Origin of the sequence: Amycolatopsis taiwanensis DSM 45107 (genome assembly GCF_000519205.1) — a bacterium.
GTDB classification, from domain to species: Bacteria; Actinomycetota; Actinomycetes; order Mycobacteriales; family Pseudonocardiaceae; genus Amycolatopsis_E; species Amycolatopsis_E taiwanensis.
In genome coordinates, this window is record NZ_KI912601.1 from 274,059 (window position 1) to 288,192 (window position 14,134).

The 14,134-nt window shown below is 70.0% G+C and carries 13 protein-coding genes; 4 read left to right on the plus strand and 9 right to left on the minus strand.

Annotated features, from left to right (window positions below):
• The first annotated feature begins 54 nt into the window (after positions 1-54).
• Entirely contained in the window at positions 55-1,011 is a 957-nt protein-coding gene (locus tag A3CU_RS49250; RefSeq protein ID WP_052373051.1) for a LysR family transcriptional regulator, read from the plus strand.
• Here the strand turns inward: A3CU_RS49250 and A3CU_RS0140805 are convergent.
• The 5 genes from A3CU_RS0140805 to A3CU_RS0140830 all read right to left on the minus strand — a co-directional run bounded on the left by A3CU_RS0140805 (position 965) and on the right by A3CU_RS0140830 (position 5,673).
• Positions 965-1,546, minus strand: coding sequence for a DUF5134 domain-containing protein (locus A3CU_RS0140805; RefSeq protein ID WP_027947088.1), 582 nt, complete (start codon positions 1,544-1,546; stop codon positions 965-967). The genes A3CU_RS49250 and A3CU_RS0140805 overlap by 47 nt on opposite strands.
• A gap of 57 nt (positions 1,547-1,603) precedes the next feature.
• A complete protein-coding gene (locus A3CU_RS0140810; RefSeq protein WP_027947089.1) occupies positions 1,604-2,761 on the minus strand; it encodes a lipid-transfer protein in 1,158 nt (385 codons plus the stop codon).
• The gene (locus tag A3CU_RS0140815; RefSeq protein ID WP_027947090.1) at positions 2,758-3,177 is read right to left on the minus strand and encodes a MaoC family dehydratase; all 420 of its coding nucleotides are present in this window, start codon (positions 3,175-3,177) and stop codon (positions 2,758-2,760) included. Before A3CU_RS0140815 ends, A3CU_RS0140810 begins: the two co-directional genes overlap by 4 nt.
• Positions 3,174-4,151: a bifunctional MaoC family dehydratase N-terminal/OB-fold nucleic acid binding domain-containing protein gene (locus A3CU_RS0140820; protein WP_425388320.1), complete on the minus strand. Its 978-nt coding sequence runs from the start codon at positions 4,149-4,151 to the stop codon at positions 3,174-3,176. The genes A3CU_RS0140815 and A3CU_RS0140820 overlap by 4 nt, the downstream gene beginning before the upstream one ends.
• A gap of 133 nt (positions 4,152-4,284) precedes the next feature.
• On the minus strand, positions 4,285-5,673 hold the full coding sequence (locus A3CU_RS0140830; RefSeq protein ID WP_027947092.1) for a WS/DGAT/MGAT family O-acyltransferase: 1,389 nt from the start codon (positions 5,671-5,673) through the stop codon (positions 4,285-4,287).
• A gap of 35 nt (positions 5,674-5,708) precedes the next feature.
• On the opposite strand from A3CU_RS0140830, the gene A3CU_RS0140835 reads away from it, so the two are divergent.
• The gene (locus A3CU_RS0140835) at positions 5,709-6,947 is read left to right on the plus strand and encodes an alpha/beta hydrolase (RefSeq protein ID WP_027947093.1); all 1,239 of its coding nucleotides are present in this window, start codon (positions 5,709-5,711) and stop codon (positions 6,945-6,947) included.
• 70 nt (positions 6,948-7,017) lie between these two features.
• Here the strand turns inward: A3CU_RS0140835 and A3CU_RS0140840 are convergent, their stop codons facing one another.
• The gene (locus tag A3CU_RS0140840; RefSeq protein WP_027947094.1) at positions 7,018-8,178 is read right to left on the minus strand and encodes an SWIM zinc finger family protein; all 1,161 of its coding nucleotides are present in this window, start codon (positions 8,176-8,178) and stop codon (positions 7,018-7,020) included.
• 40 nt (positions 8,179-8,218) lie between these two features.
• A complete protein-coding gene (locus A3CU_RS0140845; RefSeq protein WP_027947095.1) occupies positions 8,219-11,008 on the minus strand; it encodes a DEAD/DEAH box helicase in 2,790 nt (929 codons plus the stop codon).
• Positions 11,009-11,157: 149 nt separating this feature from the next.
• Between A3CU_RS0140845 and kstR the strand changes: the two genes are divergently transcribed.
• Positions 11,158-11,799 carry a cholesterol catabolism transcriptional regulator KstR gene (kstR, locus tag A3CU_RS0140850; RefSeq protein ID WP_027947096.1) on the plus strand — a complete coding sequence of 214 codons (642 nt, stop codon included), beginning with the start codon at positions 11,158-11,160 and terminating at the stop codon, positions 11,797-11,799.
• A 115-nt stretch (positions 11,800-11,914) separates the two neighbouring features.
• Entirely contained in the window at positions 11,915-12,637 is a 723-nt protein-coding gene (locus A3CU_RS49255) for a serine hydrolase (RefSeq protein ID WP_245617550.1), read from the plus strand.
• Positions 12,638-12,641: 4 nt separating this feature from the next.
• Here the strand turns inward: A3CU_RS49255 and A3CU_RS0140860 are convergent, their stop codons facing one another.
• Entirely contained in the window at positions 12,642-13,628 is a 987-nt protein-coding gene (locus A3CU_RS0140860) for a TIGR03557 family F420-dependent LLM class oxidoreductase (protein ID WP_043844227.1), read from the minus strand.
• A 35-nt stretch (positions 13,629-13,663) separates the two neighbouring features.
• A partial coding sequence (locus A3CU_RS0140865; RefSeq protein ID WP_027947098.1) for an LLM class flavin-dependent oxidoreductase occupies positions 13,664-14,134 on the minus strand: 471 nt, incomplete at its 5' end.

Here is a 14,134-nt window from a genome sequence, read left to right on the forward strand (position 1 = left end):
CCACCGCTAAGGACAAGTGACTCTTTCTGCCCTCTACTGTGTAGTATCGCTACGATGTTGAACCTGGACCGGCTACGCGTGCTGCACACGGTGTCCGTGACCGGGTCCGTCAGCAACGCCGCCCGGACGTTGCATGTCACCACCTCGGCCATCTCCCAGCAGATCGCTCGCCTGGAGCGCGAGGTCGGTCAACGGCTGGTCGAGCGGCACGGCCGGGGCATCCGGTTGACCGAGGCGGGAACCTTCCTCGCCCGGGACGCCGGTGAACTGCTGACCCACGTCGAACGGGTGGAGGCCGGGCTCGCCGAGCACCGCGGCACGGTCACCGGGACACTGGCCGTCGCCGCGTTCGCCACCGCGGCACGCGGGCTGTTGCCAGGCGTGCTGGGCACGCTGCGGTCCCGTTACCCGGAACTTCGCGTATCGCTGTCGGAGCGAGAACCCCACGAGTCCATCCCGGCGCTGAGCCGGGGCCGGCTCGACATCGCGATCGTCCAGGAATGGCCCGGCGACGAGCTGACCATTCCGGACGGCCTGACCCGATGCGACCTGAGCGAGGACACGTTCGACCTGGCCTTGCCCGCGGACCACCCACTCGCCGGCCGTGACCGCCTTGCCATCACGGAACTACTGGACGAGGACTGGATCGCCTGGAGCGACGGGCAGATCTGCCACGACTGGCTCGTGCGCACACTGCGCGCGAACGACGCACAGCCATGCATCGCACACACCGCCTCCGAGCACGCGACTCAACTCGCGTTGGTCGCAGCCGGCCTCGGCGTCGCTCTCATCCCGCGCCTCGGACGCGATCACGCACCATCGTCAGTCCACTTTGTACCGATAACCCCGGCACCGGCTCGCCGGATCTTCGCACTCCAACGGACCAGCGCGAGCGCTCGCCCCGCCCTTCGCGCCACCCTCGACACACTCCAACGCGCCGCGAACTCGCCGGCTGATGCGCGCCCTACAAAACCGCCGAGCCAAGCAGGTAAGCCATGCCGGCGCCCATGACGGCCCGGCAGGCCGGGCGCGCGAAGGTCACGTCCCGCACACCGGCGACACGCGCGTTGCGGATCGCCCGGCGGCCGATGCGCACGGCGTCGTAGGAGAAGTAGGCAGCGCCGAGCGCCGCCAGGGCCGGCACGGCAAGGCGGGCAGAGGAGGGCATGGCGAACCAGGGCCCGTGGTCCATGGCTTCCGCGGGCATCGCGGCGAGCATGTAGAGCATGGCCGCCGCGGCGATGGTGTTATGGACGGCGTAGGCCCGGCGACCGCGAACGGCGGCCACGAGGGACCAGCCGGCGGTCAGCAGCAGCACGGCCTCCCAGCCCGCGGCCGGGATCGGCCCGCCCAGCGGCGACACCATGGCGGCCATGGCGAGCATCATCAGCAGTTCGATGAGGTCGATCTCCCGGCCGGTCCGGCCGGCGAGGCCGCGCTCCCCCGCCTGGCCGGGGACAGCGCGCACCATCCGGTACACGCTGGGGATCGCGAGCAGAACGAAGACCGCCAGCAGAACCCAATTGGCCGCGACGGGAATCGGCATTCGTCAACCATCGCACAGGACACACCGCCCGAACAGCCAGCAACCGGCCGAACCCGCTCAGGGACGGCTGAGCAGGAGGGCGGAGGTGGGGACGCCGGTACCGGCCGTCACCAGGACGTGCTCGGCGCCGGAAACCTGATTGACGGCGTTGCCGCGGATCTGGCGGACCGCCTCGGCGATGCCGTTCATGCCGTGGACGTATGCCTCGCCGAGCTGGCCGCCGTGCGGGTTGAGCGGCAACTCGCCGTCCAGCTCCAGAGTGCCACCCGCGGTGAAGTCCTTGGCCTCTCCCCGGCCGCAGAACCCGAGTTCCTCCAACTGCATCAGCACGTACGGGGTGAAATGGTCGTACAGCACCGCGACATCCACATCGGACGGTGAAAGCCCGGACCTCGACCACAGCTGCCGCCCCACCACGTTCATCTCCGGCAGCGCCGCGAGGTCGTCGCGGTAGTAGCTGGTCATGACGTACTGGTCCGGACCGCTGCCCTGGGCGGCAGCGGTGATCATCGCCGGAAGGTTCGGCAGGTCCCGGGCGCGCGCGGCGCTGGTGACGACCAGGGCCACGCCACCATCGGTCTCCTGGCAGCAGTCCAGCAGGCGCAGCGGTTCGACGATCCAGCGCGACGCCTGATGGTCGGCCAGGGTGATCGGCTTACGGTAGAACCAGGCGTTCGGGTTGGTCGCGGCGTGCTTGCGGTCGATCACCGCGATCCGGCCGAAGTCCTCGCTCGTGGCGCCGTACTCGTGCTGGTAACGACGCGCCACCATGGCGACCGTCGCGGCCGGGGTGGCCAGGCCCATCGGGTAGTGGAACGAGTTGTCCACGCCCGAGGAGTTGACCTGCTGGGCCGCGGCGGCGGATACCTGGCCGAAGCGGTGCCCGGACCGCTCGTTGAACGCCCGGTAGGCCACCACCACGTTCGCGGCCCCGGTCTCGACCGCCATCACCGCCTGCTGCACGGTGGCCGCCGCGGCGCCGCCGCCGTAGTGCACGCGGCTGAAGAACGTCAGCTCGGGAATGCCGAGTTCGCGTGCGACCGAGATTTCACTGTTGGCGTCCATGGTGAACGAGACCAGACCGTCCACATCAGAGGGTCGCAACCCGGCGTCGGCGAGCGCGGCCAGCACCGCCTCACCCGCCAGCCGCAACTCGCTTCGCCCGGAGTTCTTCGAGAACTCCGTCGCCCCGATGCCCACGATCGCCGCAGTCATGATCGTTCCCTCTCCGCGGGTTTGCGCGGTTTTTCTGGTAATACAACCGAAACCGTGCCGGTGAGGTGTTCGCCGAGCCGGCCGGTCCCGGTCACGCCGACCGTCAGAGCCCGGCCGTCGGCTTCGATCACACGCCCCGAGAGCACGAGCGTGTCGCCCGCGTAGCAGGGCACGCCGAGCCTGATCTTGATGGATTTCACCAGCGCTTCCGGCCCTGCCCAGTCGCTGACGAACCGCTGCACCAGGCCGGTGTCGGTGAGGATGTTGAGGAAGATGTCCTGCGAACCGCGGCTGACGGCGGCATCCCGGTCGTGGTGCACGTCCTGGAAGTCCCGGGTGGCCAGCGCCGTGCTGATCACGAAGGTCGGGGTGACGTCGATGGTCAGCAATGGCAGGTCCGTGCCGATGTCGATCATGGCTCCCCCTTCCGCGCCCCGAGTGGCCGCCAGACGGGCAGGGTCAGCTCGTCGTCCACCTTCCGGAAGGCCACCTGCACCGGCTGTCCGATGTAGACACTCGACGGGCTTGCGTCGACCAGTTCACCCAGCATCCGCACTCCCTCCGTCAATTCGACGAGCGCGATCACGAAGGGCAGCCGCTTCCCCGGCACCTCGGGCCGGTGGTGCACCACGTAGCTGTAGACGGTGCCGTGCCCGCTCGCGACCACGTAGTCCGGCTTCGCGTTCAGGTCGCCGTCCGGCGGCAGCGGACCGGGCGGGTGCCGCAGCACCTCGCCCCAGCGCTGGATCCGCAACTCACCGGCCCGGGTCCCGGCCCAGAAGAACTCGGTGTCGGCGCTGATCACCGGCCGCAGCACGGCAGCCGGATCCGCCTGAGGCGGGCGTTCGGGAGGCCGGAACTTCAACACCCGGAACAGCATCTCGGCGACTGCTTCGTCGCCCACGTACCAGGTGGTCCTCGTGGTGACGAACCAGCCCTCGCCGAGCGCGGTCCGTTTCGGTCCGGTCACGTCGTCGAGTTTCGTGGATGCCGAGGTTTGCTCACCGTGCCGCAGGTAGCGGTGGTAGGTCTGCTCGGAGTTCGTCGCGACGACGGAGGTGAACCCGGCCTCGTCGAGCACCGCGATCATCGCGCCGAGCGGATCGTCAGCCGGATCTGAGGAGCGCTGCCTGAGCAACCCGGGCATCGTCCACACCTGCGCCATCGCGGGCGGCGCAACGAGTCCACCGTGGACGGACGCCGCCGCGAACTCCGGATCGACGTACACCGGGTTGGTGTCGCCGATGGCCTCGACCCAGTTGTTGACCATCGCCTGGTTCACCGGGTCGCGCGCCGGGCGCGGTCTCGATTCCCCTTGTGCGGCAACACGCTCGGCCACCTGCCTTATTTCCGGCGGGCCCAAGTGCTCGGGGGCGCGCTCAGTGGTCACCTCGGGCGCCGCCTCTCCGATCTGATCGGCGTCAGCCCGCGCTGGGTCTGGTCGAGGGTGAAGTCCACGCCGGCTCCTTCGGCCATGATTGAAACTCGTTCTAGTTTTAGCCGAGGAGCACGCTGGTGGCAAGTCAGCCGGTGGCCTTGAGAAGCTGCTGCATCTCGTCCGGGACCGCGTCCGCGAGCGACCACAGGTCTGGAACGAGTTCTCGCGCACCGATCAGGCCGACGTCCACCCGCCCGTCGCTGGAGATGACGGTGATGTTCAGGCCGGCACCGTGAAAGACCGGCCCGAGCGGGTACATCCCAGTGATCCGCGCGCCCAGCAGGTACAGCGGGACCGGCGGGCCGGGCACGTTGGAGATCACCAGGTTGTGCACGACGGGATGTTTGTCGGCCAGCCGCAGCGCCGAGTAGGCCCGCATCGCCAGGCCGAGCAGCCGGGCCGGGGCGAACTCGGCCCAGTCGGCCAGCATGTCGGCGTCGATGCTGAAGTGGTGTTGCTTGGCCAGCCGGTTGTTCTCCGCGATCGCGTAGACCCGGGCGACCGGTTCCGCGAGGTGGGTGGGCAGCAAAGCGAAGAACGCCGAGACGTGGTTACTGCCGGACTCGCGGACGCTGCGGTCGTGCACGGACACCGGCACGGTCACCACGAGCGGATCGTCCGGCAGCTCACCACGCGCTTCCAGGAAGCTCCGCAACGCGCCCGTGCACAGCGCGAGCACCACGTCGTTCACGGTTACCCCGAAGGCGTTCTTCACCTGCTTCACGTCGTCGAGGTCGACCGAGGTGAACGCGACGCTGCGGTGCCCGGTGATGGTGCCGTTGAGCGAAGTGCGCGGCGCGGTGAACGGCATCGGCATGCCCCGCCGGTGCAGCGCGCTGCTCAGCCAGCGCGACCCCACGCCGAGCAGGCCCGGCAGGAGCCTGACCAACTCGCCCGGGCGGTGGAGCAGGTCCGCGGCACTGGCCTTGAGCAGATCGACGTGGCTGGGCGGGGGAGCGCTCTCCCGCGGTTCGGGCGGCGGCGGCAGGGCCGCGGGCTCGACGCCGGCCAGGTAGGCGATGAGGCTCGCGCCACCGACCCCGTCCACGGCGGCGTGGTGCATCTTGATCAGCACGGCGAACGCATCGTCACCGGGAAGCCCCTCGATCACGCAAATCTCCCACAGCGGGCGGCGGCGATCCAGTGGCCGGGCGGCGAATCGTGCGCACAGGCGCGCGAGTTCGTCACGGCCTCGCGGTGACGGGAGGCCGACGCGGTGCACGTGGTGGCCGATGTCGAAGCCGGCGTCCTCGACCCACACCGGGTGCACCAGGTTCAGCGGCGAATTGTGCAGTTTCCGCCGGAATTCCGGAATGAGCCGGACACGTTGATCCAGATTTCCGACAAAATCGTCGAAGCGGTACCCACCGGGGATGGTCGAGCCGTCCAGAGTGAGCAACGCACAGACGTGCAGCGGCTGCGAAGTCGTTTCGAGATATAGAAAACTAGCGTCGAGGCCGCTGAGCACTTGCACAACGCCAGCGTAATCCTGCATTTATGATCGAAGCCATGCGACCGCGCTTTCTCACCCGCCGGGCCGTAGAGCTGGCCCTGACCGCTAATGCACTGCGGCCGCTGCCCGGCTCGGATTTCGTATCCATACCGGCGTTCTTCGCGGCCTGGCTGACCGGCGAACTCGCCCCGCATCTGCTGGCGCTCAGCGCGGCGGACACCGCCGCGCACCTGGCCCGCTACGGCGCACGCACCAAACCGGATCGGGTCAGCCTCGGACTGGCGGCGCTTTCCGCGGCGGGCCTCGGCGCGCTGATCGTGGACTCGCAACGCGCCCGTGGCGCGGTCGAGCGGGCGCTGGCCGAAGCGCTCGGCGCGCGGTATGCCGAGGATCTCGCGCGCCCGCCGGACCCGCGGGACCTGGCCACGCCGTGGGGCCAGCTGGTGTGGCCGTTCCGGATGCGTGACAAGGACGTCCGGCGCGATCGCGACATCGCCTACGCGCCCGGCGGACAGCGTTTCTGGCTGGACATCTACCGCCCGGTCCAGGCGGTCCGCGACCGGCCGGTGCTGCTGCAGATCCACGGCGGCGCCTGGATGGTGGACAGCAAGAACCACCAGGGCATCCCCCTGATGCTGCACATGGCCCGGCGCGGCTGGATCTGCGTGGCGATCAACTATCCGCTCTCCCCCGCGTCGCGCTGGCCCGCGCACATCGTCGCGGTCAAGCGGGCGGTCGCCTGGATCCGGGAGAACATCGCCGAATACGGCGGCGATCCGGCGTTCCTGGCGGCGACCGGAGGCTCGGCGGGCGGGCACCTCGCGGCCCTGCTCGCCCTGACCCCGGACGACACCGGACTTCAGCCCGGCTTCGCCGAGGCCGACACCAGCGTGCAGGCTTGCGTTCCGCACTACGGCGTCTACGACTTCGCGGCGACCAGCGGTCTGCCGGCGAGCGCCCAGCGGCTCGAGTCACTCGTGGCGCGTTACGTCGTCGGTAAGGACCCGGTGAAGTACCTCGACGACTACATCGCCGCCTCCCCGCTCGAACGGATCAACGACAAGGCCCCGCCCTTCTTCGTGATCCACGGTGAGCGCGACACGATGGTGCCGGCGATCGAGGCACAGGAGTTCGTCCAGCGCCTGCGGCGGGCCTCACCGAACCCCGTTGCCTACGCTGAGCTTCCCGGCGCACAGCACGCCTTCGACGTCTTCCCGTCCATCCGCAGCGCGCACGTCGCGCGCGGTGTCGAGCGTTTCCTGGAGTGGGCCTACGTCCGCTCACTCCGCTCCTGACCCCGGCTACGGTTGCGCAACGGTTTACTCCATGAGTGACCCGTTCCTACCGCTTTTTGACAGTAACGGGTCACTCATGAACGACAAGCGCGTCCACCGGGTGGTCGGAGCCGGGGCCGTCGGGCAGCCAGCCGAGACGGGTGTGGGCGAAGCGGTACCAGCGCCCGTCCGGGCCCAGCCGGAGCTGGACGTCGCCGCGGGTGAGACGGTTGCGCCACACTTTCGTCTCACCGGGATCGCCGGGCAGGTCCGCCTCGTCGAGTTCGGCGCGGCCCTCGGCGAGACGGCCGCGGGGCGGCTGCCAGGTTTCCCGCAGCGCACCGAGCCCGCCACGGCCGGCCTCGCGCCAGGCGATCGCCCAGCGCGCCAGGTCCCGGGTGGGCAGGCCGGCCGCGGCGGCCAGTCCGGTGACGTCGTCGAGCCGGGCGGCCCGGCGGGCGAGATCCTCCTCGGCGGACAGGCCGAGCACCTCGTCACCGTTACCGCTCAACAGCTGCCAGGCGACGGTGCCCGCGTCGGCCGCCAGCTCGGCGAGCACGTCCGCGCGGAGCGTGCCGCCCGGCGGCGGGTCCAGCGGCGGCGTCACCGGGCGGCCGGGCGCGTCCGGCAGCGGCGGGAGCGCGGGCACCGGGGCCGGTACCCGCGCGAACGCCTCCTCCGGTGAGACCCCCTCCTCGACGACCGCCCGCGCCGGCACGGCACGGCTGCGGCGGGCCCGGAGCTCACCCAGGATCTCCTCGCGGCCCCGGCCGCGAAGCAGGAACAGGACGAACGGGTCGTCGTCCACCTCGTCGGCCACCAGGTAGCACACCGCGGCCGAATGTTTGCACGGATCGGCGCTGTCCGGGCACGAGCAGCGGGGGCGCAGCTCGCCCGGGCCGGGCAGCAGGTCCACCCCGGACGCCCGCGCGTGCTCGGCGAGCTCGGGCGGCAGTTCCCCGTCGAGCAGGGCCGCGGAGTAGCCGAGCTGGGCGCCGACGGTGTCCAGCAGCCTTTCCCAGTCCGGCGCGGAAAACCGGCGGATCGAGATGGTGACCCGGTACGGCGCCGGCCGGCTGCCCCGCACGCTGGCCCGGAGCTGCCCGGCGGTCACCTCGAGCGCGCCGACCATGCCCTTGCGCGCGTAGGTCCGGCCGCGCGGCAGCCGGTTCGGGTCCAACTGGGCGCGGCCTTCCAGAGCCTCCACCCACGCCCGGCCCCACCACGTGTGCCCGAATTTCCGCCGGCTCATTCTTCCTCCGCGAGCTGCCGCGACTTCCCACAATGGGTAGTCACGGCTCTGATCCGAGCCGGACCAGCTCGGCCAGTTCCTCGTCGGACAGCTCCGTGATCCAGTCCTCGCCGGCACCGATCACGGCGTCGGCGAGGCCCCGCTTGGTCTCCAGCACCGTGGCGATCCGCTCCTCCAGGGTGCCCTCGGCGATCAGCCGGTGCACCTGGACCGGCCGGTCCTGCCCGATCCGGTAGGCGCGGTCGGTCGCCTGGTCCTCGACCGCGGGGTTCCACCAGCGGTCGTAGTGGATGACCTGGGTGGCCCGGGTCAGGTTCAGCCCGACCCCGCCGGCCTTGAGCGAGAGCAGGAAGACCGGCACCTCGCCGGCCTGGAACCGGCGCACCAGCTCCTCCCGCCGATTCGGCGGAGTCGCCCCGGACAGCAGTTCGGCGTCGATCCCGCGTTCGGCCAGGCGGCCCGCGAGCAACCGGCACAGCCGCACGTACTGGCTGAACACCAGCACGCTGTCGCCCTCGTCGAGGATGACGTCGAGCAGTTCCTCGAACGCGGCGAGCTTGCCGGACCGGTCGGCCAGCGGCCCGCTTTCCTTGAGGTACTGCGCGGGATGGTTGCAGATCTGCTTCAGCTCTGTGAGCAGCTTGAGCACCTGCCCGCGCCGTTGCACGCCCGCCGACTCGGCGATCAGGGCCAGGTTCTCCCGCACCACCGCCTCGTACAGGGTCGCCTGCTCGGCGGTCAGCGGCACGAACCGGTCGGTCTCGGTCTTGCGCGGCAGCTCCGGCGCGATGTCGGGGTCGGTCTTCCTGCGCCGCAACAGGAAGGGCCGGACCATCGCGGCGAACCGTTCGGTGGCCGCGGCGTCGGAGTCGCGTTCCACCGGACGTGCGACGGTGCGGCGGAAGTGTTCGAGGCTGCCCAGCAGTCCCGGCGTAGTCCAGTCCACAATGGACCATAACTCGGTGAGCCGGTTCTCCATCGGCGTGCCGGTGAGCGCGACCCGGGCATCGGCGGGAATGCGGCGCAGCTCCTTCGCCGTCGCCGACAACGGGTTCTTCACGTGCTGGGCCTCGTCCGCGGCGACCAGACCCCAGCTGACCTCGCCCAGCGCCGCCCGGTCCCGGCGCAGCACCCCGTAGGTCGCCAGCACCACCTCGTCCGGTTCGAGATCGTCGAGATGCCGTCCCCCGCCGTGGAACCGGCGCACCGGGATCTTCGGCGCGAACTTCGCGAACTCCCGTTCCCAGTTGCCCAGCAGCGAGGTCGGGCACACCACCAGCGTCGGTCCCGCGCCGGACGCACGCCGGTGCAGGTGCAGCGCGATGAGCTGGATCGTCTTGCCGAGCCCCATGTCGTCGGCGAGACAGGCGCCGAGCCCGAGCCCGGTCATGGTGGCCAGCCACCCCAGCCCGGCGAGCTGGTAGGGCCGCAGCGTCGCCTCGAGACCGGCGGGTGGCACGAAGTTCCGGTCCGCGCCGGCCGAGCGAACCCGCTCCAGCAGGCCGGAAAGCTCGGCGGGCGGCGCGAAGTCGACCCGCTCTCCGTCGATCTCGATCGAGCCGGACAGTGCCGCCGCGAGCGCTTCGGCGCCGCTGAGGGTGCGCGAACGGCGGCGGAGCCGGGCGAGCATGGCGGGGTCGACCCGCACCCACTGCCCGCGCAACCGCACCAGTGGCCGCTTCGCCTCGGCCAGCGCGGCGACCTCCTCGCCGGTCAGCGCCTGCCCGCCGACGGCCAGTTGCCAGCGGAAGGAGAGCAGGTCGGTCAGGCGGAACGCGGCGCCGCTCTCGCTGCCCGGCGACGGCGTCGCACTCGCCTGCATGCGCACGCTGTCGGCGAACATTCCCTTGGGCCACAACACTTCCACGCCCGCGTCGCGCAGCGGGTCGTGGGTGAGCAGCTCGACGACCTCGTCGTCGGACAGGGCCAGCTCCGCCGGGGCCGCAGCGGCCAGTGCGCGGGTCAGCACGGGCCAGGCCCGCGCGGCCCGCCGCAGACCGACCAGCAGCTGTGCCTCGACCTGTTCGCCGAGCCGGGACAGTACCGCCTCGGGCGCGTCCCACAGCGTCGCAGCGTCGATCACCAGGCTCGGATCCGTTGCGCTGCGCAACGCGAGCACGCCCGCGAAGGAGAATTCCTCGCCGTCTTCCCGGATCTCCACGCGCAGCAGCAACCGCGCCCCTGAGGACGGCAACCCGGTGGCGAGCCATTCGGCGTCCGCCTCGCCCAGACGGGTGGGCTCGGGCGCCGCGAAGGCGGGGCCACGCGCGGCCACCGACGCCGCCGGGGTCCGCACCAGTACGTCGGCAACCGCGTCCCACAACGCGCGGATCAGCGATTCCGGCGAGTGCAGGCGGATCCGGTCGACACCGGACAATGGCAGTGCGTGCGCCTCGGGCGGGAGCGCCGCGGCCAGATCCCGAGCCAACGCGTCGTCCGCCGCGTCGAGCGGCCCGACGCGCCACGAGTCCACCCCGCCCGGGCTCACGCCGGGGGTCAGGCGGCCGCGGGCGATGAGGTTCAGCGCGGCCTCCACGGCGGCGCTCCAGCCCGCGATCGCCGGGCTGGGTGGATCGGTGACGGTGAGCAGGAACGGAATCGCGTCCGGCAGTCGCAGCACGTGCGCGTCGACCTTGGTGCGGCGGAAGCCCTTTCCGTCGGGCAGCACCAGCTCGATCGCGCTGTGTCCGTGTTGTCCGGGGGCGCAACCCCCGGGCCCCGCCTGGGGGTGAACCCCCAGATCCCCATCGCTGTCCCACAGTGCGAACACGCCGTCCCGTGGTGGGTCGGAGGGCACGTAGATCGCGTTGGTCGCTGGTGTCAGCTCCACCCGGTAACCATAGGAGCCCAGCGAGCAGGCCGGCCCCGGACACCTGCCAGCGGCCTCCCGAAGGCGTAGAACGCGTTTCAGTTTTTCCGAAAGAAGTCCGTTAGGTAAGCTATGCGATGACACTGAAACAAGTTTCGGAGCAGAGGCCGATGGCGGGTAAACCGAAGGTGACCTCCCAGTCCAGGAACGGGATAGGCGCGCTGTCCGGCGAGGAGCCGGGTTCTGCCGCGCAGCGAGACCGGCGCCGCCGCATCCTCGACGCGACACTGGCGCTGGCGTCGAAGGGCGGGTACGACGCGGTGCAGATGCGCGCCGTGGCCGAGAAGGCCGATGTCGCCCTCGGCACGCTGTACCGGTACTTCCCGTCCAAGATCCACCTGCTCGTCTCCGGCCTCGCCCGCGAGTTCGACCGCGCACGGGAGAAGCTGGACCGGACCGCCATCCCCGGCGATACGCCCAGCGACCGCCTGATCTTCGTGCTCAGCCGCAACACCCGGATGATGCAGCGCGACCCGCACCTCACCGAGGCCATGGTGCGCGCGTTCATGTTCGCCGACACCGCGGCCGCCGCCGAAGTGGAGCAGGTCGGCCAGCTCATGGAGGCGATGTTCGCGACGGCCATGGGCATCGACGAACCGACCGAGCACGACCGCGCGGTGTTCCACCTGATCGCCGACGTGTGGATGGCCAACCTGGTCGCCTGGGTGACCCGGCGCGCCTCGGCCGCCGACGTCGCCGCCCGCCTCGAACTGTCGGTGCGCCTGCTGCTCGAGCACCCTGCCGGTCCGTGATCGCCGCGAAGCGCTCGGTGCGGAAAGCTGTGAGACAACTGTGAAGTTCGTGAGGATTCCCTGACGATCCGGTTGCCGGACAACGGCAGCCGTTCACGACCTCGTGCTTTCGGTCGTGAGGAAGCGACAGGTGGAGGTCGGCACGGCCGTGCGCAAGACCGTCCCGGGCGCCACGGTCGGGGTCGAGGTCTACGACCGCGACACCGCCACGGTGCTTACCAGTCTCGGCGCGGATCATCAGTTCCCCAGCATGTCGCTGGTGAAGCTGTTCATTGCGCTCGACGTCCTGCACCAGAACAACTGGGAGCTCCCCGGCGTTCCCATGCAACAGCGGCTCACCAGGATGCTTTCCGGCAGCGACGACCAAATCGCCAACGCGCTCTGGTCGTCGAACGGCGGTCCGGCGATCGTCGACCGAGTCGTCCGGCTGCTGGGTCTGACCGGCACGGAACCGCCCGAGGATCCCGGCGAATGGGGCGACACCCTGGTCACGCCACAGGATCTGGTGACCACCTACAACTACCTCGCCGACAACCTGCCGCCGCCCGCCCACGATCTGCTCTACAACGCGCTTTACCACGCGTCGAGGACGGCCGCCGACGGCACCGACCAGTACTTCGGCATCCCGGAGGGTCTCCCCGGCACCACGTGGGCGATCAAGCAGGGCTGGGGCAGCAGCGGCGCCAAGGCTGAACTCAACACCACCGGGTTGGTCGGCGCCGACGCCCGCTACGTCGTGATCGTGCTGGCGTCGGCGCCGCTGTCCGCCTACCGACAGCTGCCGGCCGCGCTCACCAACGGCACCGCGCAACTGGCCGGGCTGGTGTCCGGCCCCTGAGACGTCAGCCCTTGAGCTTGGGCAGGACTTCGCGACCGAAGACCTCCATCCACTCCTTCTGGTTGCGGCCGACGTTGTGGATGTAGATCCGGTTGAACCCCGCGTCGATGAACTTCTGCAACGAAGCGCGATGCACGTCCGGATCGGACGAGATGACCATCCGGCCATCGAAGTCCTCGGCCCGCACCAGCTTGGCCATCTGTGCGAAGTCGAACGGCGAGCGAATGTCCGCCTTCGGGAACTTCATGCCTCCGTTGGGCCACTGGTCCATCGCGTTGGCCAGCGCCTCCTCGTCGGTCGCCGCCCACGACAGGTGCACCTGCAGCAGCTTGGGCATGCTGTCCGGGTCCTTGCCCGCCTTGCGCGCACCCTGGCCGAAGTTGTCCAGGATTCCGGCCAGCTTCTCCAGCGACGCCCCGGGCGTGATCAGACCGTCGGCCAGTTCACCGGTCTTACGCGACGTGTAAGGGCCCGCGGAAGCGATGTACACCGGCGGCGGGGCGTCCGGCAGCGTCCACAACCGCGTCGTGTGCAGCTTGAAGAACTCGCCGTTGTGCTTGACGTCCTTGCCGGTGAACAGCTTCCGGATGATCTCCAGGGCCTCGAACATGCGCCGGACCCGCTCCGGCGCCTCCGGCCAGTACCCGCCGATGATGTGCTCGTTGAGTGCCTCACCGGAACCGATGCCCAGCCAGGTCCGGCCCGGATAGGTGGCCTCCAGGGTCGCCGCGGCCTGCGCGACCATCGCCGGGTGCAGCCGGAACGACGGGCAGGTCACGCCCGGACCCAGGTCACCGGTGGTGTTCTCGGCCAGCGAGGCCAGCACGCTCCACACGAACGACGCCTGGCCCTGCTGCGGCACCCACGGCTGGAAGTGGTCGGCGGCCATCTGGCCGGAGAAACCGTGCTGTTCGGCCAGCGCCGCCAGTTCGATCGACTCCCTCGGCGAGAACTGCTCCAACGCAGCCGCCAATCCGATCTGAACGCTCACAACTCGTCACCTTTCTCACAACTTCGGTTCCGAACCTACCGGTAGCGGGCCACGATCGCCGCCAACCGGTCGAGCCGGTGGAGCGTCGCCGACTCCGGTTCGGGCGGGATCGCCAGGCTCACCTGTGTTACGCCGTTCTCGGCGTAGGCGGACAGGATCTCGTCCCGCGGCGGAACCGAGGACACCATCACCGAAACGCCGCTTGGCACCGGCTTCAGCTGGCCGGGAACCTCCACCGGGTCGGCCACGCTGTTGGGCATCCAGCCCACTCCCTGCCGAACGGCCCGCTCGAGCGCGAACCGGGTGTTGCCGCCGACGTAAATGGGTGGGTGCGGTTTCTGCACCGGCTTCGGCCACTGGAAAATCGGATCGAAGTCGACGAACCGGCCGTGAAACTCCGCCTCATCATGGGTCCAAATCGCCTTCAACGCCTCAATCCGCTCATCCAACAACGCCCCACGCGTACGCGGATCAGTACCGTGATTACGCATCTCCTCACGATTCCA